At 71.3% G+C, this 25,626-nt stretch carries 30 protein-coding genes and 1 pseudogene; 10 read left to right on the forward strand and 21 right to left on the reverse strand.

Going from position 1 to position 25,626, the window contains the following annotated elements; all coding sequences use genetic code 11:
• Positions 1–194 precede the first annotated feature (194 nt).
• The 3 genes and pseudogenes from OG361_RS02030 (at position 195) to OG361_RS02040 (ending at position 1,973) form a co-directional block, all read left to right on the forward strand.
• Positions 195–1,106 (forward strand): ADP-ribosylglycohydrolase family protein, encoded by a 912-nt coding sequence (locus tag OG361_RS02030; RefSeq protein WP_405851532.1) that lies wholly within the window; start codon positions 195–197, stop codon positions 1,104–1,106.
• Positions 1,107–1,242: 136 nt separating this feature from the next.
• Positions 1,243–1,535: pseudogene (locus tag OG361_RS02035) on the forward strand (maleylpyruvate isomerase N-terminal domain-containing protein); the annotation flags it as partial.
• Positions 1,536–1,631: 96 nt separating this feature from the next.
• The gene (locus OG361_RS02040; protein WP_405862012.1) at positions 1,632–1,973 is read left to right on the forward strand and encodes a hypothetical protein; all 342 of its coding nucleotides are present in this window, start codon (positions 1,632–1,634) and stop codon (positions 1,971–1,973) included.
• A gap of 121 nt (positions 1,974–2,094) precedes the next feature.
• Here OG361_RS02040 and OG361_RS02045 read toward each other — a convergent pair whose 3' ends face one another.
• Together OG361_RS02045 and OG361_RS02050 are read right to left on the reverse strand one after the other, a co-directional pair.
• The gene (locus OG361_RS02045) at positions 2,095–2,565 is read right to left on the reverse strand and encodes an ArsI/CadI family heavy metal resistance metalloenzyme (RefSeq protein WP_405862014.1); all 471 of its coding nucleotides are present in this window, start codon (positions 2,563–2,565) and stop codon (positions 2,095–2,097) included.
• 34 nt (positions 2,566–2,599) lie between these two features.
• Positions 2,600–3,979: an NAD(P)-binding domain-containing protein gene (locus OG361_RS02050; protein WP_405851533.1), complete on the reverse strand. Its 1,380-nt coding sequence runs from the start codon at positions 3,977–3,979 to the stop codon at positions 2,600–2,602.
• Positions 3,980–4,134: 155 nt separating this feature from the next.
• Here OG361_RS02050 and OG361_RS02055 point away from each other — a divergent pair, with 155 nt between their 5' ends.
• Both OG361_RS02055 and OG361_RS02060 read left to right on the forward strand, forming a co-directional pair.
• The gene (locus OG361_RS02055) at positions 4,135–4,497 is read left to right on the forward strand and encodes an ArsR/SmtB family transcription factor (protein ID WP_384559215.1); all 363 of its coding nucleotides are present in this window, start codon (positions 4,135–4,137) and stop codon (positions 4,495–4,497) included.
• A 169-nt stretch (positions 4,498–4,666) separates the two neighbouring features.
• Positions 4,667–5,179: a GNAT family N-acetyltransferase gene (locus tag OG361_RS02060; protein WP_384559217.1), complete on the forward strand. Its 513-nt coding sequence runs from the start codon at positions 4,667–4,669 to the stop codon at positions 5,177–5,179.
• 58 nt (positions 5,180–5,237) lie between these two features.
• Here the strand turns inward: OG361_RS02060 and OG361_RS02065 are convergent, their stop codons facing one another.
• Both OG361_RS02065 and OG361_RS02070 read right to left on the reverse strand, forming a co-directional pair.
• Positions 5,238–5,648, reverse strand: coding sequence for an ArsR/SmtB family transcription factor (locus OG361_RS02065; protein ID WP_405851535.1), 411 nt, complete (start codon positions 5,646–5,648; stop codon positions 5,238–5,240).
• Entirely contained in the window at positions 5,645–5,974 is a 330-nt protein-coding gene (locus tag OG361_RS02070) for a metalloregulator ArsR/SmtB family transcription factor (RefSeq protein ID WP_229902042.1), read from the reverse strand. Before OG361_RS02070 ends, OG361_RS02065 begins: the two co-directional genes overlap by 4 nt.
• Positions 5,975–6,373: 399 nt before the next feature.
• Between OG361_RS02070 and OG361_RS02075 the strand changes: the two genes are divergently transcribed.
• Together OG361_RS02075 and OG361_RS02080 are read left to right on the forward strand one after the other, a co-directional pair.
• Positions 6,374–7,543 (forward strand): permease, encoded by a 1,170-nt coding sequence (locus tag OG361_RS02075; RefSeq protein WP_405851536.1) that lies wholly within the window; start codon positions 6,374–6,376, stop codon positions 7,541–7,543.
• A 130-nt stretch (positions 7,544–7,673) separates the two neighbouring features.
• On the forward strand, positions 7,674–8,186 hold the full coding sequence (locus tag OG361_RS02080; RefSeq protein WP_405851537.1) for a GNAT family N-acetyltransferase: 513 nt from the start codon (positions 7,674–7,676) through the stop codon (positions 8,184–8,186).
• Positions 8,187–8,282: 96 nt separating this feature from the next.
• On the opposite strand, the gene OG361_RS02085 is transcribed toward OG361_RS02080, so the two are convergent.
• From OG361_RS02085 to OG361_RS02145, 13 genes are all read right to left on the reverse strand, one after another.
• The gene (locus tag OG361_RS02085; protein WP_405851538.1) at positions 8,283–9,104 is read right to left on the reverse strand and encodes an S-methyl-5'-thioadenosine phosphorylase; all 822 of its coding nucleotides are present in this window, start codon (positions 9,102–9,104) and stop codon (positions 8,283–8,285) included.
• Positions 9,101–9,874 carry an acireductone synthase gene (gene mtnC, locus OG361_RS02090; protein WP_405851539.1) on the reverse strand — a complete coding sequence of 258 codons (774 nt, stop codon included), beginning with the start codon at positions 9,872–9,874 and terminating at the stop codon, positions 9,101–9,103. Before mtnC ends, OG361_RS02085 begins: the two co-directional genes overlap by 4 nt.
• Positions 9,874–10,449, reverse strand: coding sequence for an acireductone dioxygenase (locus OG361_RS02095; RefSeq protein ID WP_384559234.1), 576 nt, complete (start codon positions 10,447–10,449; stop codon positions 9,874–9,876). Before OG361_RS02095 ends, mtnC begins: the two co-directional genes overlap by 1 nt.
• Positions 10,446–11,156 (reverse strand): methylthioribulose 1-phosphate dehydratase, encoded by a 711-nt coding sequence (mtnB, locus tag OG361_RS02100; RefSeq protein ID WP_405851540.1) that lies wholly within the window; start codon positions 11,154–11,156, stop codon positions 10,446–10,448. Before mtnB ends, OG361_RS02095 begins: the two co-directional genes overlap by 4 nt.
• Positions 11,153–12,178, reverse strand: a complete 1,026-nt coding sequence (gene mtnA, locus OG361_RS02105; RefSeq protein WP_405851541.1) for an S-methyl-5-thioribose-1-phosphate isomerase — start codon at positions 12,176–12,178, stop codon at positions 11,153–11,155. Before mtnA ends, mtnB begins: the two co-directional genes overlap by 4 nt.
• A 45-nt stretch (positions 12,179–12,223) precedes the next feature.
• Positions 12,224–13,486: an ATP-grasp domain-containing protein gene (locus OG361_RS02110; protein WP_405851542.1), complete on the reverse strand. Its 1,263-nt coding sequence runs from the start codon at positions 13,484–13,486 to the stop codon at positions 12,224–12,226.
• A 145-nt stretch (positions 13,487–13,631) separates the two neighbouring features.
• Positions 13,632–14,003, reverse strand: coding sequence for an ArsR/SmtB family transcription factor (locus OG361_RS02115; protein ID WP_405851543.1), 372 nt, complete (start codon positions 14,001–14,003; stop codon positions 13,632–13,634).
• Positions 14,004–14,012: 9 nt separating this feature from the next.
• The gene (locus OG361_RS02120) at positions 14,013–15,086 is read right to left on the reverse strand and encodes an inorganic phosphate transporter (RefSeq protein ID WP_405851544.1); all 1,074 of its coding nucleotides are present in this window, start codon (positions 15,084–15,086) and stop codon (positions 14,013–14,015) included.
• Positions 15,087–15,156: 70 nt separating this feature from the next.
• Entirely contained in the window at positions 15,157–15,945 is a 789-nt protein-coding gene (locus OG361_RS02125; protein WP_405851545.1) for a methyltransferase domain-containing protein, read from the reverse strand.
• Positions 15,946–15,964: 19 nt separating this feature from the next.
• Positions 15,965–17,071 carry a GTP-binding protein gene (locus OG361_RS02130; RefSeq protein WP_405851546.1) on the reverse strand — a complete coding sequence of 369 codons (1,107 nt, stop codon included), beginning with the start codon at positions 17,069–17,071 and terminating at the stop codon, positions 15,965–15,967.
• 54 nt (positions 17,072–17,125) lie between these two features.
• A complete protein-coding gene (locus OG361_RS02135; RefSeq protein WP_405851547.1) occupies positions 17,126–18,388 on the reverse strand; it encodes a GNAT family N-acetyltransferase in 1,263 nt (420 codons plus the stop codon).
• 30 nt (positions 18,389–18,418) lie between these two features.
• A complete protein-coding gene (locus OG361_RS02140) occupies positions 18,419–19,669 on the reverse strand; it encodes an RCCLKC-tail radical SAM protein (RefSeq protein ID WP_405851548.1) in 1,251 nt (416 codons plus the stop codon).
• Positions 19,670–20,259: 590 nt separating this feature from the next.
• Positions 20,260–20,568, reverse strand: a complete 309-nt coding sequence (locus OG361_RS02145; protein ID WP_405851549.1) for an ArsR/SmtB family transcription factor — start codon at positions 20,566–20,568, stop codon at positions 20,260–20,262.
• Positions 20,569–20,655: 87 nt separating this feature from the next.
• Between OG361_RS02145 and OG361_RS02150 the strand changes: the two genes are divergently transcribed.
• Positions 20,656–21,072: an arsenate reductase ArsC gene (locus OG361_RS02150; protein WP_405851550.1), complete on the forward strand. Its 417-nt coding sequence runs from the start codon at positions 20,656–20,658 to the stop codon at positions 21,070–21,072.
• Positions 21,073–21,128: 56 nt separating this feature from the next.
• On the opposite strand, the gene OG361_RS02155 is transcribed toward OG361_RS02150, so the two are convergent.
• The 4 genes from OG361_RS02155 to OG361_RS02170 form a co-directional block, all read right to left on the reverse strand.
• Positions 21,129–21,509, reverse strand: a complete 381-nt coding sequence (locus OG361_RS02155; RefSeq protein WP_405851551.1) for an ArsR/SmtB family transcription factor — start codon at positions 21,507–21,509, stop codon at positions 21,129–21,131.
• A gap of 88 nt (positions 21,510–21,597) precedes the next feature.
• On the reverse strand, positions 21,598–22,656 hold the full coding sequence (locus OG361_RS02160; RefSeq protein WP_405851552.1) for an ArsO family NAD(P)H-dependent flavin-containing monooxygenase: 1,059 nt from the start codon (positions 22,654–22,656) through the stop codon (positions 21,598–21,600).
• A 134-nt stretch (positions 22,657–22,790) separates the two neighbouring features.
• Positions 22,791–23,876, reverse strand: coding sequence for an ACR3 family arsenite efflux transporter (gene arsB, locus OG361_RS02165; protein ID WP_405851553.1), 1,086 nt, complete (start codon positions 23,874–23,876; stop codon positions 22,791–22,793).
• Positions 23,873–24,181 (reverse strand): ArsR/SmtB family transcription factor, encoded by a 309-nt coding sequence (locus OG361_RS02170; protein WP_405851554.1) that lies wholly within the window; start codon positions 24,179–24,181, stop codon positions 23,873–23,875. Before OG361_RS02170 ends, arsB begins: the two co-directional genes overlap by 4 nt.
• 71 nt (positions 24,182–24,252) lie before the next feature.
• Here OG361_RS02170 and OG361_RS02175 point away from each other — a divergent pair, with 71 nt between their 5' ends.
• A complete protein-coding gene (locus OG361_RS02175) occupies positions 24,253–24,672 on the forward strand; it encodes an arsenate reductase ArsC (RefSeq protein ID WP_405851555.1) in 420 nt (139 codons plus the stop codon).
• Positions 24,673–25,294: 622 nt separating this feature from the next.
• A complete protein-coding gene (locus tag OG361_RS02180; RefSeq protein ID WP_405851556.1) occupies positions 25,295–25,576 on the forward strand; it encodes a pyrimidine/purine nucleoside phosphorylase in 282 nt (93 codons plus the stop codon).
• The last annotated feature ends 50 nt before the right edge of the window (positions 25,577–25,626 follow it).

Below are 25,626 nucleotides of genomic sequence, written 5' to 3' on the forward strand. Positions count from 1 at the left end.
GTGGGCGGCGGTGGGCGGGGGTGGGCGGCGGTGGGCGGGGGTGGGCGGCGGTGGGCGGCGGTGGGCGGGGGTGGGCGGCGGTGGGCGGGGGTGGGCGGCGGTGGGCGGGGGTGGGCGGCGGTGGGCGAATCCAGCAGCATGCCCGCCCCGAAATCCGCGTGCCCGGGGTGCCGTCGCCTTGCGATACTGCTCCGATGATCAACGTCCCTACCACTGCGCTGGATTCGTTGCACGGGCTCGCCTTCGGTGACGCCTTCGGTGACCGTTGGTTCCGCATCCTGCGCCGGGAGGGTCCGGCGGCCTTGGAGGCGCGGACGTTGCCCCCGGAGCCGCTGTGGCGGTGGAGTGACGACACCGCCCAGGCACTCGTTCTCGTCCGGGAACTCGCCGAGGGCGGCGGCACCGTCGACCAGGGCCGCCTCGCCCTGCGCTTCGCGGCGGCCTACGCCGACGACACGCACCGCGGCTACGGAGCCTCGATGCACGACGTGCTCCGTCGGATCGGTGCGGGCGAGCCCTGGCGGGAGGTGGTCGCCGGACAGTTCGGCGGCCAGGGCTCCTGGGGCAACGGCGCGGCCATGCGTGCCGCCCCGCTCGGCGCCTGGCACGCCGACGACCTCGACGCGGTCACCGAGCAGGCCGCCCGCCAGAGCGTGGTGTCGCACCACCACCCGGAGGCGGGCGCCGCGGCCGTGGCGGTAGCCCTCGCGGCGGCGCTGGCGACGCGCAGTCGGGGCGGGCCCGCCCCGGCACGGCCGGACTTCCTCCGGGCGGTCGCCGAGCGACTCCCCGACAGCGACGTCCGGTCGGGAGTGCGGGTCGCGGCCCGGATGCCGGAGCGTACGTCGGTTCGGCACGCCGCGGAGGTGCTGGGCTCCGGCTTCAGGATGTCCGGGCCCGACACCGTCCCCTACGCCCTGTGGTGCGCGGCGGGGCACCTCGACGACCTGCACGAGGGCCTGTGGTGCACCGTCGCCGGGCGCGGCGACATCGACACCACCTGCGCCATCGCGGGCGGGGTGATCGCCGCTCGCACGGGCGTCGCCGCCCTCCCGCCCGCCTGGCACGCAGCCCGTGAACCGCTGCCTCCGGTCGTGCCGGAGTAGAAAGTGCTTGTCGCATCGGCTGGGAAATCGCTGTCCTGACGTCGGAGCACGGTGATAGACGGCCGGAGTGGACAAGACTCTGGAGTTCCGCGATCTGCTGCGGCTGATCGACGAACGATCGACCGTCTTCCGGGCTGTGGTCGCCTCCGCGCCCAGCCTCGACGTGCGGGTACCGACCTGCCCCGAGTGGACGCTGTTCGATCTGATGCGGCATCTGGGGGTGGGGCGCCGCTCCTGGGCGGCCACCGTCGCCGCAGGGCCCGGCGCCACGGCCAAGTCGACGTCGGGGGCGCCCCGGCCGCGCCCCGGGAGCGCGAGGCCCTGGCCTGGTCGGCCGCAGCGACGCGGGAACTCCTCGACGCACTGCGGGAAGCGGGCCCGGATCGCGGTTGCTGGACGTGGTGGAGTACGTCGCAGTCGCCGCAGACCTGCGGTGCCGTCGCCCGGCACCAGCTCCAGGAGATCGCGGTGCACACCTACGACGCCCAGGTCACCCTGGGCGCCCCGCAACCGCTGCCGGACGAGGTGGCGTTCGACGGTGTCGACGAGTTCCTGTCCACCTGCAGTGCGACGACGAGCGCCTGGCCGTACGAGCCCGCCGCCGTCGACGTCCACGCCACCGAGGGCCTCTCCTGGCGTCTCTCGCTCTCCGCCGACGGCGCACGGGCCTCCCGTCTGATGATCACGCCCGGTACGAGGCCGGCCCCCGCTGCCGGCGAGGGCCCGGACGCGGCCTACGCCTCCCTCCGGGGCACGGCCGGTGACCTGGTTCTGGCCCTGTACGGCCGTATTCCGGTGGAATCCCTGAAGCTCGACGGCGACCGACGTCTGCTCGACCTGCTCTGGGCCTGGGACCCGAGTCAGTAGGAAGCGCCGATGCGCCACCCCGCCCGCCCGAGGGCACGCTCCCCAACCAACGGCGTGGAGCCGCGACCGGTCCCCTGTTCCGGTCGCGGCTCCACGGGTGTGAAGGTCGGTCGTCGCGAGATCAGCAGCAGCCGCCGGCGGTGACCGGTTGGCTCGCATCGTTCTCGGCGGTGGTGGCCGCCGTGGTGGAGCAGCAGGTGCTGCCCTGTTGCCTGGTCAGGGTGTCGGCGTCGGCTTTGACGACGTACACCTCCCACGGTTCGCGGCCGGGGCCGTGCACCCACACCTTGTCCTGGACGGCGTAGCAACAGCTGGTGTCGTTCTCCTCCGTCGTCGAGAGGCCTTCCTTGCCCAGTCGGGCGGTGGCGGCGTGGACCGCTTCGGTGGTGTCGACCTCCACGCCGAGGTGGTCCATGCGGGTGTCCTCGTGCTCGGAGCCTTCGATGAGGACGAGCTTGAGCGGCGGTTCCGCGATGGCGAAGTTGGCGTAGCCGTCACGGAGTTTGGCCGGCTCGGTGCCGAACAGTTTCGTGTAGAAGGCGACGGATGCCGCCAGGTCGGGAACGCGCAGGGCGAGCTGTACGCGGGACATCATGATCCTCCGGCTGTGAGTGGATGGGTCGGGGTCAGCAGCCGCCGGAGGCGGCCAGGGCGCCGACGCCGATACCGACGCCGATCTGGAGCGCGGTCGGGGCCGCGCAGCAGCCACCGCCGTCGGTCGCGGTGTCGGCGGGCTCGTCGAAGAGGCCCGCGCCGCCGCAGACGCCGGTCTCGGGGAGCACGAGCTCGACGCGCTCGGCGGACGCGCGGTCGCCGGCGATCGCGGCGACGACCGAGCGGACCTGCTCGTAGCCGGTGAGCGCGAGGAAGGACGGAGCGCGGCCGTAGGACTTCATGCCGACCAGGTACACCCCCGGCTCGGGGTGGGACAGCTCGTTCACGCCGTGCGGGTAGACCGTGCCGCAGGAGTGCTGGTTCGGGTCGATGAGCGGCGCCAGCTCGACGGGGGCCTGGAGCCGCTCGTCGAGACCCAGGCGCAGTTCGTCGAGGAAGGTCAGGTCGGGGCGGAAGCCGGTCAGGACGATCACCTCGTCGACCGGGTCGAGCCGGCGGCCGTCCTCGGCGACCAGGACCAGCCGCTCACCGTCGCGCTCGATCGCGTCCGTACGGAAGCCGGTGACGGCGTCCGCGTATCCCTCGTCCACGGCCGCCTTCGCGGCGAGACCGAGCGCGCCACGGGCGGGGAGCTGGTCGGCGGCGCCCCCGCCGAAGGTGGCGCCCGAGATGCTCCGGCGCAGAATCCAGGCGGCGCGCGTGCCGCTTCCGTCCTCGGACGTGGCCAGCGCGGCGAGCGAGGCGAGCGCGGTGAAGGCGGAGGCGCCGGAGCCGATGACGGCGGTGCGCCTGCCCGCGTAACGGGCGCGCACGGCGGGGTTCTTGAGGTCGGGGACGCGGTACGAGATCCGGTCGGCCGCCGCACGTTCGCCGAGGGCCGGGAGGCCGTCGCCGCCGGCGGGGCTCGGGGTGGACCACGTACCGGAGGCGTCGATCACGGCCTGGGCGAGGATTCGCTCCTCGCGTCCGTCGCCGTACCGGATGTGGACGGTGAAGGGCTGCTGCTCGCGCTCGGCGTCGACGACGCGGTCGCGGCCGGTACGGGAGACGCCGGTGACGCGGGCGTCGAGCCTGATCCTGTCGCCGAGGACGTCCGCGAGCGGCTGGAGGTAGTCGTCCGCCCAGTCCCCGCCGGTGGGGTACGTGCTCGTGTCGGGCTTCACCCAGCCGGTCGGGGCGAGCAGCTTCTCGGCGACCGGGTCGACGACCTCGCCCCAGGCGGAGAAGAGCCGCACGTGGGACCACTCCTGTACGGCCGCGCCCGCCCGGGTGCCGGCCTCCAGGACCAGCGGCTCCAGGCCCCGGTCGACGAGGTGCGCGGCAGCTGCCAGACCGGCGGGCCCGGCCCCTACGACCACGACGGGCAGCTGGTCGGTGGCGGTGACGTTCACGGCGGTACCCCTTTGTTGATTCGACGTTCGTCGATCTCTTACGCCCTCAGCATGGCACTTGATTCGACGGTCGTCAACATAGACATTCATCGAATCCAGGGGTTCGGCGCAGGCTCATCCAGCGACCTTGGTTCGACATGTGTCAACATAGATACATGTCGAATGTGAAGGTGCTGCCGGTACTGGAGCCCGAGATAGCCCCCTGCTGCCCGCCGCTGAACGAACGGCCACTGACCGCCGAGGAGGCGGAGCGGACCGCCGTCATGTTCAAGGCGCTGGGCGATCCGGTCCGACTGCGGCTCTTCTCCTCCGTCGCCTCGCACGAGGGCGGCGAGGCGTGCGTCTGCGACATCTCCGACGTCGGCGTCTCCCAGCCGACGGTCTCCCACCACCTGAAGAAGCTGAAGGAGGCCGGGCTCCTCTCCTCGGAACGGCGCGGCACCTGGGTCTACTACCGCGTCGAGCCCGCCGTCCTCGCGGCCATGGGAGCACTCCTCACCAAGGCCGCATCGGCCTGACCCCGGCCCGGCGGCCCGGGCAGCGGGGAGCACGGCCGGGACCGCCGGCAGGCCGATCCCGGGTCGCACGGCCATCGCCCTCCCTCCGGGGAGCGCGCAGGTGCTCATGGTCGACGCTCTCCATGGGGCTGTTCCGCCGCTCGGGTCCCGGTCTGGGAGACTCCGCCCCATGACCGGATCAGCCACCCGCGCCATCACCGTCGCACCGCTCACGGCCGAGCACGCCGACGACGTCGTCGCGATCTATCAGGCGGGCATCGACGAGGGCAACGCCACCTTCGAGACCACCGCCCCGGCCTGGGAGCAGTTCGACGCGGCCAAACTGGCCGAGCACCGCTTCGTCGCGCTCGACGAGGACGGTCGGGTGCTCGGGTGGGTGGCCGCCACGAAGGTCTCCGACCGGTGCGCGTACGCCGGTGTCGTCGAGCACTCGGTGTACGTGCACCCCGGCGCGCGGGGGCGCGGCGTCGCCTCCGCACTGCTCACGGCGCTCATCGAGTCCACCGAGGCGGCGGGGATCTGGACCATCCAGTCAGGCATCTTCCCCGAGAACTCCGCCAGCCTCGCCGTCCACGCCCGCGCGGGCTTCCGGGTCATCGGCACGCGTGAGCGCGTCGGTCGCCACCACGGCGTCTGGCGCGACACCGTCCTCGTCGAACGCCGCAGCCCGCACATCGACTGACCCGGACAAGGCCCCCCGACGGCGCCTGCGCCCCGGGTGCCGGGGGCGGCAGCGGACGTCAGGAGACCTGGGCCTGCAGCGGCACTTCTCCCGTACCGGCCTTCTCGGTGTCAGCGAGAAAGGCGCCCAGCGAGGCCAGGATGCCGGGCGCCGGGCGGTAGTACACCCACGTGCCGCGCCGCTCGGAGGTGAGCAGGCCCGCCTCCCGGAGCTTCTTCAGGTGGTGGCTGACCGTGGGCTGGGAAACGCCCACGTCGGCTATGTCGCAGACGCATGCCTCGCCGCTGGGGTGTGAGGCCACTCTGGACAGGAGGCGGAGCCGGACGGGGTCGGCCAGCGCCTTGAACATCGCCGCCATGACCTCGGCGTCCCCTTCGGACAGCGCCGCGGTCACGAGGGGCGGGCAGCAGGCAGCGGCCGGCGCGCCGGATATGTGAGAGGTCGGCTCGGCCAAGGGTCCGGACCTCACGCGGAGGCCGCGGGGCGGCCCATGACGGCGTCGGCGGCGCTGGGGAAGCAGGCCACGCAGGCGACGTTGATGGAGTAGAGCATCGACGTCCCCTGGCGCTCGCGCAGGACGAATCGCACGTCGGCGAGCAGCTTCAGGTGGTGGGACACCGTCGACTGTCCGACGCCCATACGGTCCACGATCTCTCCGACACTCATCGGTCCCGTCGCGAGCGCGAGGAGATTGAGGATCTGCACGCGAGTGGGATCGGAGAGGGCCTTGAACCAGGTTGCGTAGGACTCGGCCGTGCTTCGGTCGATCAGCTGGGCATTCATCGTACCGCTCATGATCCATCGATGTTATTCGATGACCACCCGCGACGGCAAGGTTCGTTCCGTGTGGAGGGGGCCTACGGAGGGTCAACGCAGGCTTGTCGGTGCCCCACACACGTCCGACACCACCGGCACGAGCGGCCGCGCAGACGCCACACAGAGGTCATCCACACCGGCGCGACCTGGGCACACTCCCCACATCCCGGTGGCCGCCCCACCCCGGGGCGGGGCGGAGCCCTTCGGCGCCGTGAGTGACCTCGATCCCCATTGCCGCCGCTCCCTTTAATCGTCTATCATCGATATTCGATAAAAGGGGATGCCGCTCGAGCCTCCCCGCGCGGCTCGCCACGGCTCCCGTACGTCCCCTCACGGCGCCGCTCCCCTCATGTGTCACCGTCTCAGAGAGGTTCACCTGTGGACGAATTGCGGGCCCTTGGCCTGTTCATCCTGTTCGAGGTGCTGCACTATCTCCCGTGGTTCCTGGTCGCCATCGTCCTCGGGATCGCCGTACAGCGTCTGTCGATCGACGTGGTCGCACGCCGCAGCTTCGCCCACGGACGCAAGGGGGTTCTGGGCATCGCCATCGTCACGGCCATCGGAGCGTTCAGCCCCTTCTGCTCCTTCACCGTGATCCCGCTGATCCGCCGCTTCCTGATAGCCGGCGTCCCGCTCTCGGCGGTGATGTCGTTCTGGATCGCCTCCCCCTCCATGGACCCGGAGATCTACGCGCTCTCCGCCGCCCAGCTCGGTTTCCCCATCGCCACCGCCCGTCTCATCGGTGCCCTGGTGCTGAGCTTCGGCGCGGGCCTCATCGTGCTCGCCCTCGAACGGCGCGGCCGGTTCGCGGACCCGCTGATCGCCTCCACCGAGGAGAAGGCGCCCGCGAAGAGCTGCTCGCAGGAGACGGTGACCGTGCCCGAGACCGCGTGCTCCGCGGCGAAGGCGACCGTGCCCGAGACCGTGACCGTCGGAGCCGGCAGCGGTAGCGGTAGCGGTAGCGGTAGCGGTAGCGGTAGCGGTAGCGGTAGCGGCGGCAGCGCTGCGGGCGGGTGTGGCGGCACCACCCAGGAGTCCGAGCCCGCTCCCGCGGCCGGCGGCTGCTCCACCGCCGCACGGAACGACGCGGACGACGACGGCACCCCGTGGCGCGTGCTCGTCCGGCGCGACATCAAGAACCTCCACGCCGGCGAGATCCTCAAGGAGATCGTCAGCGACTCGCTGATCCTGGGCAAGTGGCTGCTCCTGGCCATCGTCCTCGAAGCCCTGATCGTCCGCTACGTACCGACCGACGTCGTCTCGGGCATCCTGGGCACGGACGGCGTCCTCTCCGTCCTGGTCGCCGGACTCATCAGTGTCCCGCTCTACCTCAACGGCGTCGGTGCCATCCCGGTCGTCGAGGGCCTCCTCGACCAGGGCATGGTCGCCGCTGCGGGCGTCACCTTCCTCCTCGGCGGTGCCATCACCACGATCCCGGCGATGGTGGCGGTCAAGAGCGTCGTCAAGACGAAGGTCTTCGCGTTCTACCTCGGCGTCGGCCTCCTCGGCAGCGTGGCTATCGGCCTCGTCGCGCTGCCCCTGCTCTGACCCGGTACTCCTCTCCACCCCCCACCCACGCTCCTGCGGCGGCCCCCGACGCCGCAGGAGCGTCGCCGTACCCGCTGACGGACACCGTGCGCGTCCCGCCCCCGGGAGCGCACCGAGGCAAGGAGCACGCATGCCCACGCCCCCGCACCCGGGAGTCACCCTGGTCGCGATGACCGACGACCACGCGCCGGCCGTCATGGCGATCTACCAGCAGGGCATCGACGAGGGCAACGCCACGTTCGAGACGTCCGCTCCGCCGTGGAGCGCCTTCGACACCGCCAAGCTCGCGGCACACCGGCTCGTGGCGCTGGATCAGCAGGGGCGGGTGGTCGGCTGGACCGCGGTGTCACGTGTCTCGGCCCGGCCCGCGTACGCGGGGGTCGTCGAGCACTCCGTGTACGTCTGCCCCACCGCGCGCGGAGCCGGCGTGGGGCGCACGCTCCTGGAGGCGTTGATCGTCTCCACGGAGAAGGCGGGGATCTGGACGATCCAGGCGGGCATCTTTCCCGAGAACACGGCGAGCCTCTCCCTGCACGAGTCCACCGGGTTCCGTGTCCTCGGCCGTCGGGAACGCGTCGCCCGCCACCACGGCGTCTGGCGCGACGTCCTGCTCGTGGAGCGTCGCAGCCCGGTCGTGGAATGACGATGCCGGTCACCGTGGTGACCGGCATCGGGCCGCAGGTTCGTGGTCGGCGCGGATCGTGCCCGCACCGGCCACATGTCGGCCAGGCGGGCCGCGTCAGGGGAGCTCGAAAGGCAGGTCCATCCCGTCGAGCGCCTCTCCGCAGCCACAACGCCTCTCGCGGTCCAGGACGGAGACCGTCTGCAGGACCAGGTCCTTCAGCCGTTCCACGTTCGCCGCGAACACCCGGAAGACCTCGTCCTGCGACACCCCTTCCCCGCGCTCCACTCCGGCGTCGTAGTCGGTCACCAGCGCGATGGAGGTGTAGCAGAGGGCGAGTTCGCGCGCGAGGACGGCCTCGGGGTGCCCCGTCATGTTGATCAGGGACCAGCCGGCCGACGCGTACCACTGGGACTCCGCGCGGGTGGAGAACCGGGGCCCCTCGACGACGACCATCACTCCGCCGTCGTGGACGTCGGCTCCGGCCCCGCCCGCGGCCTTGAGCACAGCCGCTCGCCCGGCGGCGCAGTACGGGTCGGCGAAGGAGACGTGTGTCGCGCCGTGGTCGTAGTACGTCTGGACACGGCCCGCGGTGCGGTCGACGAGCTGGTCGGGGAGGACCACACTGCCGGGGCCGAGGGCGCGGCGCAGCGAGCCGACGGCACAGGGCGCGAGGACCTGCCGTACCCCCAGCGAGCGCAGCGCCCACATGTTGGCGCGGTAGTTGATGCGGTGCGGGGGAAGCTCGTGGCGGCTGCCGTGGCGTGGCAGGAAGGCCACTCTGCGGTCGCCGACGGTTCCCACGGACACCGCGTCGGACGGCGGTCCGTACGGGGTGGTGACCTCGACGCGCCGTACCGATTCGAGGAGTTCGTAGAAGCCGCTGCCGCCGATCACGGCGATGTCCGCCGCCGGTGACTCCTCGGATGGATCACTCATCGTTCCGGTCCTCCTGCGTGTGCGTACGGGTCGGCCGTGGACCGCTCGGGCCCGGCCGGGGACAAGGGGGTGAGGGAGGCGACGGCCTCGTGCCCGCGTACGACCGGCCGGTCGTCGTCCGGGCGCCGGACGGCCACGGTCCGCCAGCCGGCCTCGGCGGCGGCGTCGAGCTCGGCGCCGACGTCGCTGACGAACAGCAGGCAGTCCGGTGTGTGCCCCAGCTGCTCGGCGATCGCGTCGTAGGACGCGGCGGACGCCTTGGAGCCCGCCGTCGTCAGGTCGAAGTAGCCGTCGAGCAGGGGACGCAGGTCGCCGTGCTCGGTGTGGCCGAACCAGTCCCGCTGGGCGGCGACGGACCCGGACGAGTAGATGAACCGGCCCACACCCCGGGCCTTCCAGCGCTCCAGTGCCGGTGGTACGTCCGGGTACACGTGCCCGTGCAGCTCACCCGCCGCGTACCCCCGGGCCCAGATCAGCCCCTGCAGCGTCTTCAGCGGCGCCGCCTTCACATCGGCGTCGGCCCACTGCTCCAGGAGCGCGAGGGCGTCCGCCTCGTCGTGAGCCGTCCCGGTGTGGGCGGTGACCGCGTCGAGGATCCGCTGCCCCTGGGCGGTGCCGCGGTGCGCGGTGAACCAGGGAGCGAGCCGCGCCCTGGCATAGGGGAACAGGACGTCCCGCACATGGCTGAGGGAGCCGGTCGTTCCCTCGATGTCGAGGACGACCGCGCGGATCCCCGACCGGAGTGCCCGGTCCTGTCGGCCGCCGGTCATCAGCTGTCCCGGAGCAGGGCGTCGAGCCGGGGAAAGCCCCCGGCGACGGGCTCCTGGGTGAAGTCCCCCACCCAGCCGTCCTCCTTCTCGAAGAAGCGGATGGCGCAGAAGTCCGGCACGGGTCCCATGTCGAACCAGTGCCGGGTGCCGGCGGGCACGGACAGCAGGTCACCCGCCTCGCACACCACGGCGTAGACGCGGTCGTCGAGGTGCAGGTAGAAGCAGCCCGTGCCCTGGGCGAAGAACCTGACCTCGTCCTCGGCGTGCCGGTGCTCGTCGAGGAACGTCGACCGGGCCTTCGCCGCCCGCTCCTGCCATTCCGCCCCTTCCTCGGGGTGAAGACGGGCGACGTCGACGAGCCTCAGCCCCTGGCGGGCGCAGAGCTCGTCGACCTCGTGCCGGTAGGCGTCGAGCAGCTCGTCGGACGACGTCCGCGCCGTCACTTGGGTGCGCAGCGGCCAGCGGGTGAAGGAGACCGACCGTTCGCGCAGGGCCTGCGCGATGGCCTCCTCGTCGCGGGTGCGGAGCAGGACGGTGTCCGGTGCGTCGTCCGGCATGATCTGCAGCAGTGTCATAGCTCGGTCCTCCTGTCGTCGGGTGCCTGCGCGGCACGGGAGACCTGCGGCTCGGCCCGGGAGAGCTCGGCCCGGGAGAGTACGAGCAGTTGGCAGAGCGACTCCAGGCATTCGAGCCGGTTCTTGGCCTGGCCCAGCGAGTCGCCCCAGGTCGTGATGCCGTGATCGGCCAGGAGCAGCCCGGGAGGGCCTTCCCGGTTCGCCGCGAGGTGGGCGGCCACGTCGTCGGCGATCCGCTCGACCTGGGGCCAGTTGGGGAACACCGGCAGGTCCGTGGAGGCCGGGTCCTTCAGGCCCAGGCCCTTGAGCAGCTCGAAGCGTTCCAGCCGTACCGAGGAGACGGTGTCCAGGGCGGCGGCCCGGTGGGCGACGACGGTGGCGTACGGAGCGTGGACGTGGATGACGGCGCGGGCGCCGGTGGCGCGGTAGACCGCCGCGTGGATGGAGGTCTCCGCCGAGGGGCGGACCTGGCCGGGGCGGGACGCCTCGCCGGTGCGGGCGTCGACCTCCACCACGTCCCGGGCGGTCAGTTCGCCCTTGTCCAGGCCGCTCGCCGTGATCAGGGCCCGGTCGGAGTCGTCGGGCAGCCGCATGGACACGTTGCCGGAGGTGCCCGGCATCCAGCCGCGCTCGTAGAGGGTGCGGGAGATACCGGCCAGCTGCTGGGCGGTCTGCTTGCCGACGGCGGTGGCCGGCGCGTAGCTCATGTGCTCACCTCGGAGGTGTGGTGGACACCGTGCTCGGAGACGATGGCGGTGATCAGGGAGGCGGGGGTGACGTCGAAGGCCGGGTTGTAGGCGCGGGTGTGCGGCGGGGTGGTGCGGACTCCGCCGTAGGAGGTCACCTCGTCGGCGTCGCGCTCTTCGATGACGATGGATCCTCCGTCGGTCAGGGATCTGTCCCAGGTCGATTCGGGTGCGACGACGATGAACGGGATGGCGTGGTGGGCGGCGGCGATCGCCAGCCCGTAGGTGCCGATCTTGTTGGCGACGTCCCCGCTCGCGGTGATGCGGTCGGCTCCGACCAGGACGCAGTCGACGAGCCCCCGGCTCATGGCCGCGGCGGCGGCGCTGTCGACGCACACCCGGTGCGGTACGCCGGCCTCGGCCAGCTCCCAGGCGGTCAGTCGGGCGCCCTGCATCAGCGGCCGGGTCTCGTCGACGAGGACCTCGGTGACCCTTCCGGCCTCCGCGAGGGCGAGGATCGTGCCCAGGGCGGTGCCCACGGCGGCGGTCGCAAGACGGCCGGTGTTGCAGTGGGTCAGGAGCCGGAGGGAGCGCTGGGGGCAGCGGTCGAGTACGGCCCGTGCCGCGTGCTCGACCATCCGGCGGTTGACCGTCCTGTCTTCCTCGATCATGGCGGTGGCTTCGGCCAGGACGGCGTCGGGGCCGTCGGAGAGCCGCCCGACGACCCTGTCCACGGCCCAGGCCAGGTTGACGGCCGTGGGGCGGGCGGCGGCGATCCGTCGCGCGTCGGCGCGTACGGCCTCCCTCCCCCGGGCATCGGTCCCGGACGGGCAGTGGGTGTACGCGGAGAGCGCGACGCCCAGGGCGCCCGCGAGACCGATGGAGGGGGCGCCCCGTACCGCGAGCGTCGAGATGGCGTCGATGACGCGGTCCACGGTGTCCAGCCGCAGCAGCCGCCGTTCGTGGGGCAGCGCCCGCTGGTCGAGCGTGACGATCGCGTCGCCGTCCCAGCGCAGTGACGGCTGGTCCGAGGGCTTGCTCACGGGCGGCGGCTCCTTCTGGCTGCGGGAACGGAAGGGTGAACGGGGTCAGTCGGCCGTCGGGCGGGACCGCAGTTCGACGAGGGTGGGCGCGGCCTCCACGTCGGCGGTGACCTGGTCGTGGTCGTCGCCGACGGCGATGACGTACCCGTACCGGTTCATGTACGCCCTGGGCGGGAGGGCCAGCCGGGTGCCGGGGCCGGCGGTGGCGACCGCGCTGTGCACCGTGGGCCCGAAGAGGTCGGTGCGGACGGTCACCTCGACCGCCTCGCAGTCGGCCTCCGGGTAGAGGAACCTGATGGCGGCGGTCCGCCGGGCCTTCGGCGCGGTGTCGGGGGTGAGTCCGGCCGCGACGTGGGCGGCGGCGACCGCCGGGTCGGTGCCGGTGGCGAGCATCCCGATGAGGGGGATGAAGTCGCCGCCGAGGCGGGCGTTGATCTCGACGAGCCGGAGGCCCTTGGGGGTGAGCTTGAACTCGGTGTGCGTGGCGCCGTGTTCAAAGCCGAGTGCCTTGTGGATGGCGTGCAGCTGGTCCAGGAGCTCGGGGTCGCCGAGGAGCGGGTCGCTGGCGTCGACGGTGTGGCCGGTCTCCTCGAAGTACGGGTCCATGCCGACCTGCTTGCGCGCCACGATCATCGGGGTGACCACGCCGCCGACGACGACCGCGTCCACGCTGATCTCGGGGCCGGTCAGGTACTCCTCGACGAGGACGTCGGCCTCGTAGCGCGGTACTCCGGGCCAGTTGGCGGAGCTGGCGGCGTCGAAGGCCGCTTCGACGGCGTCTCCGTCGTCGGCGCGGACGACGCCGAGGCTTCCGGCGAGTCCGCGGGCCTTGATCACGACGGGGTACCCGGTCGCGTCGGCCGCGCCGCGGGCCTCGGCCGCGGTGGAGACCGGGGTGCAGGCGGGCTGCGCCACCTGTGCGGCCGTCAGCCGCGCCCGGGTGGTCGCCTTGTCGCGGCAGGCGAGCACGGCGTCGGGTGCGCTGCCGGGCAGGCCGAGTGCTTCGGCGAGCCGCGCGGTGGCGTGCACGAGCGACTCGTCGTAGGTGAAGACGCCGGCGATCGGCAGCTGTTCCATGACGTTCTTCGTCTCGGCGAGGAGTGCGTCGAGGTTCTTGGTGTCGAGGAGCGAGGTCCCCTGCACGTACGGCAGCTGCCAGGTCGGCTCGTGGGCGTCGAGGAGCCACAGCCGGAAGTGGCGGGAGACCGCCTCCACGATGTACTCGCGGTAGCGGCGGTCGCCGCTGCCGACGAGGAGCAGGACCGGGGCCTCGGTGGTGGACGAGTCGGGGTGGGGCGTGGCGGCCATGTTGCGGAACCTTCTGTCGACGTGTGGTCGGACGTGTGGTGGGACGGGCGGTCGGGCGGCCGGGCGGCCGGACGGTCGGGGCAGGGGCCAGGGCCGGGACCGGGAGCGGCCGACGGAGCGGGCTGGGGCCCGAGGGGTGTCTCCGTCAGTCGGCCCCGGCGCCCCGGTGGGGTCGGGCCGGGGACCCGAGGAGGATTTCGGCGGCGCCGGGAATCTCACCGATGCAGCGGGAGTTGACGGCGTAGAGGATGTTCGCTCCGGCCCGCCGTCTGGTGAGGAACCGCACGTTGTGGAGGATCTTCAGGTGGTGCGAAACGGTCGATTGGTTGAGCTTCAGGTGGGCGACGATCACGCCCGCCGGCACAGGATCCGGCCGACCGCTGAGGAAGCGCACGATGAGGATGCGCGTGGGGTCGGACAGGGCCTGGAACCAGCGGGCGTACTCCTCGACGGTCTCCCGTTCGAGCGAGGTCTCGGCACGGGGCGAGATCTCGGGCCCGGGTGAGGTCTCGGACATCGGTGATCCTCAGCGGACCACCAGGAAGACCACCGCCGCGACGGCCGCGGCGAACGGCGGGGTGACGAGCCAGGCGATCAGGAAGTGCCGGAGGGTCTTGCCGCTGAGGCGGCTCAGGTTGGGTCCGGCCGATCCGGCGATCGCGCCGGTCGACGTGTGCGTGGTGGACATGGGCAGGCCGTAGCCGGCTCCCAGTCCCACGAGCGTGGCGGTGGTGAGGTTGGCCAGGAACCCTTCCTTGTGGTTCATCTTGATGACGCCCTCGCCCAGGCGCTGGGCGATGCGCATGCCACCGGTGAGGGAGCCCACGGCCATGGCGGCGGCGACCAGGATCATGATCTGCCAGGTCGTCATGCCGGCCGGGATGAGCGCGAAGGCGCCGATGGCGACGATCTTCGGGGTGTCGTTGAGGCCGCGTGCGAAGCCGGTTGCGCCGCTGGTGAGCCAGTGCGCGGCGGTCAGGACGCGGCTGCCGGTGGTGGGCTCGGTGGCCTCGGCGGTCTGCGTGGCCACCCGCTCGGCGGCGAGAACGGTGCCGCCGTCACCGGTGGCCGTGGGCTTCGCCTGCTCCCCGGTGCCCGCGGCGGGCGTGGCCTTGCGTCCACTGAAGCGGCCGACGACGAGCGCGAGGATCAGCGAGATTCCGTAGGCGACTCCGATGCTGGTGAGCAGCGGGATGAGGAGCTTCTGCGGGATCGCGCTCCAGGCGATGGAGTCCGAGGCCAGCAGCAGGCCGGCGCCGAGGAGCGCGCCGATCAGGGCGTGGGTGGTGGACACCGGCAGACGCAGGACGGTGGCGAGCGCCACCCAGCTGACCGCGCCGGCGAGGACGGCCACGGCGAACGCCTCGGTCGGCTCGGCCGTGACGATGCCCTTGGAGAAGAGCTTGGTCATCTTGTCGGCGAGCGCGAGCGAACAGACGCACCCGACCAGGGTGGTCGCGGTGCCCCACATGATGGCGGTGCGGTAGTTCGTCACGCCGGCGCCGGCGAGGGTGGCGACACCCTTGGGGACGTCGTTGCTGCCGTTGGCCGCGGCGAGCGCCGCGACCAGTATGAACACGAGTACGACGGTGAAAGACATGGCGGTGTCTCCCTGGGAGTGGCCGCTACGAGCGGCGCGGCCATGGGTGAGTGGTGGGTGCTGGGACGCGTCAGCAGCACGAGCCGCCGGGGGCGCACTCCTGCGCCTCGGCGTCGCCGCTGACGGGCTTGTGGGCGCGGATGATCGCGGCGTGGAGGCCGTCGGCGGCCTCCTGGGTGAAGACGACCTCGGCGTCCTTGAGGCCCACCGCGTCGAGGAGTTCCTTGTACTCGGCGACCGACAGCGCGCCGGCGATGCACTGGCTGTGTCCGCCGCGCTCGGCCCGCTCCTCGGGGCTGAGCCGGTCCTCGGCGACGACGTCGCTGATGCCGAGGCGGCCGCCGGGGGTGAGGACGCGTGCCATCTCGGCGAACACGGCGGGCTTGTTCAGCGACAGGTTGATCACGCAGTTGGAGATGATCACGTCGACGGTGTCGGCGGGCAGCGGGATGGACTCGATCGTGCCCTTGAGGAGGACGACGTTGTCGATCTCGGCGTCGGCGACGTTGCGGGCGGCGAGGGCGAGCATCTCCTCCAGGAAGTCCAGGCCGAAGACGCGACCGTCGGGGCCGACGCGCCGGGCGCTGAGGATGACGTCCAGGCCGCCGCCGGAGCCGAGGTCCAGGACCGTCTCGCCCTCGCGCAGTTCGGCGACGGCGCTCGGGTTGCCGCAGCCGAGGCTGGCGAGCAGGGCGGCGTCGGGCGCGGTGCCGGGCCCGATCTCGTCGTACGCGGCGGGGCCGAAGGTCTGCGGGTCGGGCGAGCAGCAGGCGCCGCTCGTCTCGGCTTCGGCGGCCTTGGCCCGGTAGTACTCCCGGACCTCTTCCTGCAGGCTGCCGGCGGTGGTGGTCTCGCTCATGACAGGTGGTCCTTCTCGGTCAGGCGCCGGCGGGGGCGAGGCGGTGCACGGGGCGCGGGTAGGAGGGCTTGAACGACACCGGGGTGGTCGCCGAGGAGGTGACGGCGGTGGCGAGGTCGGCGGCCTTGACCGCCTCCGTCACGGCCGCGTCCAGGGCGTCGGGCTCGCAGGCGACCCGGGCGTTGACGACGGCCCGGCCGGTCGGAGCGTCGGCCTCGGCGGCGCGGTCGAGCGTGGGCCGCGCGCCGGACTCGGTGAGGCTGAGCTTGGCGAAGTCGCCGTCGGCCGTCTCCACGGTGATCTTGGCGTGGCCGATCACCGCGTCGTGCTCCGCCGACCAGGCGGACAGGCCCTCCAGGACGGTGCGGGCCCAGGCGGTCGCGTCGAACCCGTCCTCGGCGGCGGTGAGGTCGAGCTCCTGGTTCATCCAGGCGAGCTGGGCCTCGGCGGCCGCGTAGCGGTCGTAGTCGATGTCGAGGACGACGTCCTCGTTGGTGGCCGGCGCCTGCCACGCGTCGAGCAGAGTCTCCAGGTGGGCGCCGGTGGTGGCGGAGTATCCGACGACGGTCGCCTTCGGGTTGCTCTCGCGCAGCGAGGCGAGGAGCTCCTCGGCCCGGTCCGCCTTGATGGTGTCCAGCTTGTTCACGGCGATGACGTCGGCCTCGGTGACCTGCTGACGGAAGAGGTACGACAGGTCCGACTCCGGCTCGCCCCGCTCGGCCGCGCGGGCGAAGGCCAGGTGCCGCAGCGGGTCGACGACGGTGGTCAGGGGGGCGACGACCATGTCGTCGCCGTAGTACTGACGCAGCGGCCGTACGACGGTGGCCTGGAGGTCCGTGCAGCTGCCGACGGCCTCGGCGATGACGGTGTCGACGCCGTCGGAGGCGACCAGCGCGACGATGGCCTCGACGAGGTCCTCGAACTTGCAGCAGAAACAGCCGCCGGTGACCTCGGCGACGCTGTCGAGCTTGCTCCGTACGAGCTTGGTGTCGACCAGTTCGACGCCCTGGTCGTTGGTGATGACGGCGACCTTGCGGCCCTGCGCCTGGAGCGCCAGGGCGGCGGCGGTCATGGTCGTGGTCTTGCCCGCCCCGAGGAATCCGGTCAGGGGTATGAAGGTGATCATGTGGTCCTTCTCGTCCTTGTCGTCCTTGTCGGCCTGGTCGTGAGCCGGGCGGGGTCAGGCGCAGCAGCCGCTGTCGCCGGAGCCGCCCAGGAGGGGCAGGTTCGCGGGCGGGGCCGGGGCGGGGGACGCGGCGCCGAACGCGACGCGCCGGCTGTTCCCGAAGGCGGCGAGCCAGGCGTTCGCCTGCGGGCGCAGCGCCGGGTCGGAGAGCAGCATCGAGGTGGTGACTTCGCGCGGGGTGCAGCCGCGCAGGGCCTTCGCCTGGTGGGCTCCGGCGCCGAACTCGACGGTGCGCAGTCCCTCGGCGTAGGCGTCGCGGACGGGCGCGTCGAGGACGAGGGCGAAGTAGATGCCGCTGCGCTCGCCGATCGCGGCGTAGTCGAAGCCGGCCCACTTCGGGAAGAGGCGGTGGTTCTTGCGGATGGTGACGCAGGTGGCGACGAGCGCGCCGTCCTTGTAGCCGAGGTAGGCGCGGACGTCCGCGCCCTCGTCGATGAGCGCGGAGAGGATGCCGACGATGTGCTCGGGCTCCTCGCCTGCGCCGTTCTTCTCCCGGTTGAGGCAGGTGAGTTCGGCGATGCGGGCGATGTAGGGGCGGATGTCGGTGCCGTCGACCCGCTCGATCGTCACGCCGGCGGCTTCGGCGCGGCGCACGTCGCCCTTGATGCGCTGGCGCTTCTTCAGCGGCAGGGCGGCGAGGTGTCCTTCCCAGTTCGGCGCGTCGAGGCTCATGAAGTCCTCGTAACCCCAGAAGGTGCTGGACGCGCCGGCGGCGTCGAGGGCGTCGACCAGGGCGTCGTTGCCGCGCCGGCTGGGGATCCAGGGGGCGACGATGCAGCGGATGCCGGCCTCGAAGGCGGCGGGCACCAGCTTGTCGACGATGGCGCCCATCAGGGTGGGGGTCCAGAAGTTGTAGGCGACCTCGGTGCGGTAGCCCAGCGGGGAGCCGAGCAGGAGCGTCGGGAAGAAGGGCTCGGTGCCCAGGGCGTCGACCTCGGCGCTGCGCGCCGCGTCGGTCTCGGCACCGCAGCACACCTCTTCGCCGGAGGGCGCCTGCCACCCGAGGTAGGTGCGCGGTTCGTGGTCGACGACCGGCGGGGTGGTGAGGACGTAGCCGGGGAGGAGGGCCAGCTCGCCGCGGGCGCGGTGGGCGAGGGTGTGCCAGGGCTGGACGTCCGGGAGCACCTTCTCCGTGGCGCGGAGCCAGGTGGGTCCGAGGTACGGCCACGAGTCGGTGAGCCCTGCCAGTTCGCCGGTCCAGTCCATGTCCGGGAGGGCCTGGCCGGTGGAGATGACGACGCGGGGTGATCCACCCATGTCAGTGTCCTTGTCTTGTGAGCGGGTGGGTCAGCACTTCACGCAGCAGCGGATCTTGCCCGCGTCCTCGGCGTCGGTCCGGCGCTCCTGCCAGAGCTCCTCGACGCGCTTGTCGGGGTGCGTCCACTCCACCCAGAAGCCGCGGTCGACGGTGGCGATGTCCTCCATCCACGGCGAGGAGAGCAGCGGTGAGCCCTTGAACAGCAGCAGTCGGGTCTGCAGGGCGGTGGGGTCGGTGACGCGGGCGAGGCCCGTCTCGACCAGCCAGTCCTCGAAGCCGAGGAGCTCCTCGTACTCGATCCACGGGGTGAACGGGATGAACGTCGGGTACAGCTCGAAGCCGATCCGCTCGGCCTCGGCGACCGCCTCGCGCATGTGGTCGACGTCGATGTGCTTGTCGAAGATGCGCAGGATGCGGTTGGAGGGGAACTCCAGCGCGCAGGTGACGCGGCGCAGCCCGAGCGAGACGAGCTTCTCCAGCTCCTTGGTGTAGTCGAGGACGTGGTCGACGCGCGTCGTGAACTCGAACGTGATCGGACCGATGGCCTCGACGAGCCGCTCGACCACACCGATGCCGATGGTGCGGGAGTTGAAGAACTCGGCGTCGATGAAGCAGAAGTGCCGGACGCCCTCCTCCGCGAGCTGCAGGGCGTCGGCCAGGACGCTGTCGGCGTCGTAGGCGGCGACACCACCGTCGTACGCGCCGTAGACGGAGCAGTACGTGCACTTGTGGTGGCAGCCGCGGGACGCCTCGATGTTGCCCATCAGGCCGAACGGCGAGTGGTGCGCCGGGTAGTGCACGAGCGAAGGGAAGAGGTCGCGGGCGGGCTTGGTGACGGAGATGCGCCGGCGCGGGGGCTTGGGCCGCATGCCCGTACGGGTCATCAGGGCGGGCACCGCGTCGAGCGCGAGGGTGCCGGCGGCGAGCTGGGCCAGCTCCTCGCTGATGAGCTCGGGCTCCTCCATGATGATGCCGTCGGCGACGTCGAGGAACTCCCGGTGGTTCATCTGCGCGTACTGGCCGAAGGTCACGACCGTGGTGCCGTACGCCTCCGAGACCCTCCGCGCCAGGGCGATCCCGCGCTCCAGGCCCTCGAACTGCTGGACCGAGACGAGCGTGAGGTCGAAGGGGCCTTCCGGAAGGGCGTCGGGAAGCAGGTGCGCGTCCCAGCCGACGACGTCGGCGCCGTGGTGCTGCAGGGCGGCGGCCGCACACGCGGACGTCAGTGGTTGGAGCTCCGCTTCGAACGCGGAGGCAACGAGGACACGGGGATGGCTCACACTTCCCCCCCAGGGAGTGATCAAGGAATGTGACGGGTCTGGATCGGGCCGGGTCGGAACCCTGATCGGCAACGGCACTGTCGGCCGACGGCCGGAACCCTGCCAGCGTTAAGCGATGTATGTCAATAGATCGATGAATGGCCGAAGGGGCCCCTTACCCGGCGTCATCGCCGCACGACGCCGCTGCCCCGATTCGCCCGCCTCTGTGGGTGCTTGTGAAATCCCGTCACGTCACCTAGATGGCGCGTTCATGCAGATAGACGCGGTAAGAACCAAGGGCGGCCGCACTCCTTGCGCTCTCTGCGGATTTCGCCGCCACGGCCACGAAGGGCCGTCGCGGGAATGCGTCACGTGGCGGAAATCAATCGGCAATCATCGATGATTCCCGCGCGGGAGTTGGTCCCGAGTTCAACCTGTCCGGCGCGATCACCGGCCTGATCACCGACGCACCAAGCCGCTCGCACAGGGGTCGCCACAGAGGCGGGCAGGGAGTAACGTTCGCGCACGGATCACGATCCGCCGCCCGATGGGTCACGGGCGAGTGGACGTCGAGACGGTGCGGACGCTCCGAAGGCGAAGCGGCCGGGCTTTCAGCCGCAGGGACGTCGGGCCGCGGCGGCCTCACGGCCTCCGTCGGCCAGGCCGCCGAAGAACGTCGCCAGATCCGCCAGCGCCTCGGGGCGAAGTCGGTAGTAGGTGAAGCGCCCGCAGGGCTCGGTCTCCACGACGCCCGCTTCCCGGAGAACCCGGAGATGGTTCGACAGGTTCGTCTGCCGTGCGCCCGTCTCCTCGACGAGGTGAGTCGTACACAGCGACTCACTGGCAAGCAGGCACACGATGCGAAGCCGCAGAGGGTCGGACAGGGCCCTGAGCAGTTCCGCGTTCACCGACGTCAGCATGGCCCGATCGTGACACACCGAGTACAACCAGTGTCAACCACACGATTCTGAACACCCATGCTTTACAAGCCACTTGAAGAGAAGTAGGTGTCTCGGATGCCCTCTGTCCTGTTCGTCTGCATTCACAACGCGGGCCGGTCCCAGATGGCCGCCGCGTGGCTTCGCCACCTGGCCGGAGACCGGATCGAGGTCCGTTCGGCGGGCTCCGCTCCGGCCGCGACCGTGAATCCGGCGGCCGTCGAGGCGATGCGAGAAGTCGGCATCGACATGTCCGCGGAGGTCCCCAAGATCCTCACCACCGAGGCCGTCAGCGAGTCGGACGTGTGCGTCACGATGGGCTGCGGTGACACCTGCGAGGTCTTCCCGGGCAAGCGTTATCTCGACTGGAAGCTCGACGACCCGGCCGGGCAGGGAGTGGAGGCGGTGCGCCCCATCCGCGACGCCATCAGGGGACTCGTCGAGAACCTCGTCGAGGAGATCGACTCGACGCGACCGACGCGCTGAGCAGCCGCCGGAGGCGGAGCCAGAGCTGGAGGCGGAGCGGTCAGAACGGTGAGCCGTCAGAACGGTGAGCTGTCGGCACCTCGCGGGAAAGCCCGCTTCCGGAGCTCCTGAAGAGCGTCCCAGCGAATCGAGAACCAGGCCCAGGTTCCGCGCTGTTCACGGCGCAGCAGCCCCGCGGTCGTGAGGATCTTCAGGTGGCGGCTCACCGTCGGCTGGGCCAGGTCGAGCGACTCGGTCAGGTCGCAGACGCAGAGCTCGCCGGCCGGCGCCTGGTCGATGAGGTGGATGATCTGCAGACGGGTCTGGTCGGCGATCGCCTTCAACTGGGCGGTCAGCGACTCGACTTCGTCGCGGTCGATCAGTCGTCCCGGGGAGCACGGCACACAGCGCTCCCCGCTCAGATCCTCGATCGGTATGTCCGCCAACGGAATCGCCATCCGGACACCATACGAGCCGACAAGATCGAACGGCGAATCCGAGGAACGATATCCGTCAGGCGTTCACCATCCGTTCACCCTCGCGGTCTCATCGCAGGAGGGCCGCGATACTGCGAGCGGCTTCGCGGGCGGGACGGCCGACGCCGACAAGGGTGGCCGAGGCGGGACCGGTCCAGTCTCCGTATCCGAGCAGATGCAGACGGGGCTCTCCGACCGCTTCCGTTCCCTGGGTGGGGATGTGTCCACGAGGACCGCGGAGCCCGAGCGGGGCGAGGTGGGCGAGAGCGGGACGGAAGCCCGTGCACCAGATGATCGCGTCGACCTCGGCCCGCGTACCGTCGGCCCATTCGACACCGGTCCCCGTCACACGCGTGAACATCGGCTGGGCCTTGAGGAGTCCGGCATCACGGGCTTCGCGCACGGGAGGTACGGCCACGATGTCGCCGAGCGAAGCGACTCCCCCGCCGTCGGCGCGGCCTTCGTCGAGGGCCCGGCGGCGGGCGGTGGCGTGGTCGAAGAGAGCGCGGCCGTCGATGTCGTCGGCGAGGAACCGCGCGGGCCGCTGCGTGACCCAGGTGAGGTCGGCGCCGTACGCGAGATCGGCGGCGATCTGCGCTCCGGAGTTCCCGCCTCCGACGACGGCGACCCGCATTCCGGCGAAGTCGCGGGGAGTGCGGTACTCGACGGTGTGGAGCTGTCGCCCCCGGAACACGTCACGGCCGGCGACGGCGGGGATGAAGGGCCGTGACCACGTTCCGGTGGCACTGACGACGGCGCGGGCGCGCCAGGTTCCGGAGTCGGTCTCGACACGAAGGAGCTCGCCGTCGCGGTGGACCGCCCGGACCCGGACGGGCCGGTGGACGGGGAGCTCGTAACGCCGCTCGTAGTCGGTCAGGTACTCGACGACGTGGCCGGCGTCGGGGTACGTCTCCCCCTGCTGCGGCGGCATGAGGCGGCCGGGCAGGGAGGAGTACGCGGCCGGCGAGAAGAGGTGGAGCGAGTCCCACGTGTGCTGCCAGGCCCCGCCCGGCGTGGGCTGAGCGTCCAGGACGGCGAAGTCGAGGCCGCCGAGGCGACGCAGGTGGTAGCCGGCGGCAAGTCCCGCCTGTCCGCCGCCGATCACGACGACGTCGAGTGAGCTGCTCATCTCTCCGGCTTCCCTTCGTACGACGGTGCCTCGCCCGGTCGGAGGGGCGAGGCGCCGAGGAGTGACGTGGTGGGGCTAGGGCCTGTCCGGCGGACCAGACGCCGCGGCCCCGGCCGTGATCCGCCGGACAGGCCCTAGTGCTGGGCGGGGGCGAACTTCTTGCGCCAGGCCAGCGACATGTACACGAGCGCCACCAGGACCGGGACCTCGATGAGGGGGCCGACCACTCCGGAGAGGGCCTGCCCGGAGGTGACGCCGAAGGTGGCGATGGCGACGGCGATGGCGAGCTCGAAGTTGTTGCCGGCGGCGGTGAAGGCGAGGGTGGCGGTGCGGTCGTAGTTCAGCCCGATGGCCTTGCCCAGCGCGAAGGTGCCGAACCACATGACCGCGAAGTAGACGAGGAGCGGCAGCGCGATCCTCGCGACGTCCAGCGGCTGCGAGGTGATCGTCTTCCCCTGGAGGGCGAAGAGGATGACGATCGTGAAGAGCAGGCCGTAGAGCGCCCACGGCCCGATCTTCGGCAGGAACTTCGTCTCGTACGACGCCCGGCCCATCTTCTTCTCACCGATCCGGCGGGTGAGGAATCCGGCCACCAGCGGGACGCCGAGGAAGATGACGACGTTCAGGGCGATCTTCCACATCGAGATGTCGAGCGTCTCGCCCTCGCCGAGGCCCAGCCAGCCGGGCAGCAGGTCGAGGTAGAACCAGCCCAGGGCACCGAAGGCGATGACCTGGAAGACCGAGTTCAGGGCGACGAGGACCGCGGCCGCCTCGCGGTCGCCGCAGGCCAGGTCGTTCCAGATGATCACCATGGCGATGCAGCGGGCCAGGCCGACGATGATCAGGCCGGTGCGGTACTCGGGCAGGTCCGGCAGGAAGATCCAGGCGAGGGCGAACATGAGTGCCGGGCCGAGGATCCAGTTGACGACGAGCGACGAGACCATGAGCCTCCGGTCGCCGGTGACGGCGTCGAGCTTGTCGTACCGGACCTTGGCGAGGACCGGGTACATCATGATCAGCAGGCCGACGGCGATGGGGAGCGAGATACCGCCGATCTCGACCTTGGCCAGGACGTCGTTCAGGCCGGGGATCAGCCGCCCGAGCCCGAGGCCGAGGCCCATGGCGAGGAGGATCCAGACGGCGAGGAAGCGGTCGAGTGTCGACAGCTTCGCGACGACCGGGGAATCCGCCGCCGGAGCGGGCGCTTGGGTGGGGGTCACGGACAGGCCCTCTTGTTCTCGGCAGCGGTACGGGTGGACTCGGCCAGGTCGGCGAACTGGCCGGCGAGCTGGGCGATGACGTCCGGCTTCAGGCGGTAGTACGTGAAGCGACCGCAGGGCTCGGTCTCCACCACACCGGCCTCGCGCAGGACGCGCAGGTGGTTGGAGAGGTTGGTCTGCCGGGCACCCGTCTCCTCGACGAGGTGGGTGGTGCAGAGGGTCTCGCGGGCGAGCAGGGTCACGATCTGGAGCCTGAGGGGATCGGCCAGAACCCGGATCAGGTCAGCGTCGACTGACGTCATCATGGACTGATACTCTCACATCACTCGCTGCTGATACCAGCCGGGGCTGACCTCTTGCCGGCAAGGAAGAACCGATGACCACCGCTCCGCTCGCCTCCGTGCTCTTCGTCTGCGTCCACAACGCGGGCCGCTCCCAGATGGCCGCCGGGTTCCTGAACCACCTCGGCGGCGACCGCATCGAGGTCCGCTCCGCCGGCTCGGTCCCGGGCGACCGGGTCAACCCGGCCGCGGTCGAGGCGATGAGGGAGATCGGCATCGACATCTCCGACCAGAGGCCGAAGGTGCTCACCACCGAGGCCGTCCAGGCGTCGGACTACGTCATCACCATGGGCTGCGGCGACGCCTGCCCGATCTTCCCCGGCAAGAAGTACCTGGACTGGGCCCTGGAGGACCCGGCCGGCCAGGGCGTCGAGGCCGTCCGCCCGATCCGCGACGAGATCAAGGTCCTCATCGAGGGCCTCATCGCCGAGATCGACGCGAAGCAGGAGGCGTGAGTCCCGCGACGGACCCGACCGCCACCGGCGGCGACGACATCCGCGCGGTCATCGCCAGAGGCTCCGGACCCGCCGATACACCGCCGCCCTCCTCACCGCCCGGTCCCCGCTCAGCCCTCCACCCGCACGCCCCCTGAACACCAGCTCCTGTCCGTCGCGTTGGCGGACCTGACGGGCAGGAGCTGGGCCCACTCCCCATCGCCCTCGATGCCGACGAGAGATGCTCGTGACAACGCGGTGTGATGGTCGGCGCCCTGGTCCGAGGACGGCCGTAACGAGGCCATCCGGCAGAACCGGCTTACCTTCGCCCGCGACGCACGGCTCACCGTACGCAAGGAATGGGAGGTGTCCGGAGTCCTCGGGACGCTGGGAGACATCGCGACGGCGGTGGCCCAGTTCCTCGGCGCGACAGCCGTCACGGGCGCCGACGGAATGGCCGCGGCACTGGTCATCGGCTCCCCACTCGGAGAGGCCGCCGGCGAGCCCCCCCTGCTCCGTCCAGCACGTGAGACCGACCGAGGGGGCGATTTGTCGGCTGCCCCCGCGGCGTTAAAGTTCCCCTACCGGTGGCCGGTACGCGATGCCCCGGCCACCTCTTCTGCCTGATTCCACGAGGATGCCCATGTTTACGGTCAACGAGTACTTCGACGGCACGGTCAAGTCGATCGCGTTCACCCAGGAGCAAGGCCCGGCGACCATCGGCGTCATGGCTCCCGGAGAATACGAGTTCGGCACCGCCGCTCCGGAGATCATGCACGTGGTCAGCGGCGCTCTCACGGTCAGGCTGCCCGGCGCCGACGATTGGGAGACCTTCGCCTCCGGGGACCACTTCAAGGTCCCCGGAGACAGCAGGTTCCAGCTCAAGGTCGCGGTGGAGACCGCCTACCTCTGCGAGTACCGCTGACCCTGCGCGGGCCGCGGACGTAGTCCTCGCCGACCTGCATCAGTGTGGTG

The organism is Streptomyces sp. NBC_00090 (genome assembly GCF_045160815.1).
GTDB lineage: Bacteria > Actinomycetota > Actinomycetes > Streptomycetales > Streptomycetaceae > Streptomyces.

Excerpts from the sequence above, each read along its gene's own strand:
- OG361_RS02135 (WP_405851547.1), bottom strand. The coding sequence starts at position 18,388 with ATGGGTGGATCACCCCGCGTCGTCATCTCCACCGGCCAGGCCCTCCCG.
- OG361_RS02110 (WP_405851542.1), bottom strand. The coding sequence starts at position 13,486 with ATGGCCGCCACGCCCCACCCCGACTCGTCCACCACCGAGGCCCCGGTC.
- OG361_RS02045 (WP_405862014.1), bottom strand. The coding sequence starts at position 2,565 with ATGTCCCGCGTACAGCTCGCCCTGCGCGTTCCCGACCTGGCGGCATCC.
- OG361_RS02155 (WP_405851551.1), bottom strand. The coding sequence starts at position 21,509 with ATGGCGATTCCGTTGGCGGACATACCGATCGAGGATCTGAGCGGGGAG.
- OG361_RS02030 (WP_405851532.1), top strand. The coding sequence starts at position 195 with ATGATCAACGTCCCTACCACTGCGCTGGATTCGTTGCACGGGCTCGCC.
- OG361_RS02175 (WP_405851555.1), top strand. The coding sequence starts at position 24,253 with ATGACCACCGCTCCGCTCGCCTCCGTGCTCTTCGTCTGCGTCCACAAC.
- OG361_RS02060 (WP_384559217.1), top strand. The coding sequence starts at position 4,667 with ATGACCGGATCAGCCACCCGCGCCATCACCGTCGCACCGCTCACGGCC.
- OG361_RS02125 (WP_405851545.1), bottom strand. The coding sequence starts at position 15,945 with ATGAGCGAGACCACCACCGCCGGCAGCCTGCAGGAAGAGGTCCGGGAG.
- OG361_RS02145 (WP_405851549.1), bottom strand. The coding sequence starts at position 20,568 with ATGCTGACGTCGGTGAACGCGGAACTGCTCAGGGCCCTGTCCGACCCT.
- OG361_RS02095 (WP_384559234.1), bottom strand. The coding sequence starts at position 10,449 with ATGACACTGCTGCAGATCATGCCGGACGACGCACCGGACACCGTCCTG.
- OG361_RS02085 (WP_405851538.1), bottom strand. The coding sequence starts at position 9,104 with ATGAGTGATCCATCCGAGGAGTCACCGGCGGCGGACATCGCCGTGATC.
- OG361_RS02055 (WP_384559215.1), top strand. The coding sequence starts at position 4,135 with ATGTCGAATGTGAAGGTGCTGCCGGTACTGGAGCCCGAGATAGCCCCC.
- OG361_RS02130 (WP_405851546.1), bottom strand. The coding sequence starts at position 17,071 with ATGATCACCTTCATACCCCTGACCGGATTCCTCGGGGCGGGCAAGACC.
- OG361_RS02115 (WP_405851543.1), bottom strand. The coding sequence starts at position 14,003 with ATGTCCGAGACCTCACCCGGGCCCGAGATCTCGCCCCGTGCCGAGACC.
- OG361_RS02180 (WP_405851556.1), top strand. The coding sequence starts at position 25,295 with ATGTTTACGGTCAACGAGTACTTCGACGGCACGGTCAAGTCGATCGCG.
- OG361_RS02120 (WP_405851544.1), bottom strand. The coding sequence starts at position 15,086 with ATGTCTTTCACCGTCGTACTCGTGTTCATACTGGTCGCGGCGCTCGCC.
- OG361_RS02170 (WP_405851554.1), bottom strand. The coding sequence starts at position 24,181 with ATGATGACGTCAGTCGACGCTGACCTGATCCGGGTTCTGGCCGATCCC.
- OG361_RS02160 (WP_405851552.1), bottom strand. The coding sequence starts at position 22,656 with ATGAGCAGCTCACTCGACGTCGTCGTGATCGGCGGCGGACAGGCGGGA.
- mtnB (WP_405851540.1), bottom strand. The coding sequence starts at position 11,156 with ATGAGCTACGCGCCGGCCACCGCCGTCGGCAAGCAGACCGCCCAGCAG.
- OG361_RS02080 (WP_405851537.1), top strand. The coding sequence starts at position 7,674 with ATGCCCACGCCCCCGCACCCGGGAGTCACCCTGGTCGCGATGACCGAC.
- mtnC (WP_405851539.1), bottom strand. The coding sequence starts at position 9,874 with ATGACCGGCGGCCGACAGGACCGGGCACTCCGGTCGGGGATCCGCGCG.
- OG361_RS02070 (WP_229902042.1), bottom strand. The coding sequence starts at position 5,974 with ATGAGCGGTACGATGAATGCCCAGCTGATCGACCGAAGCACGGCCGAG.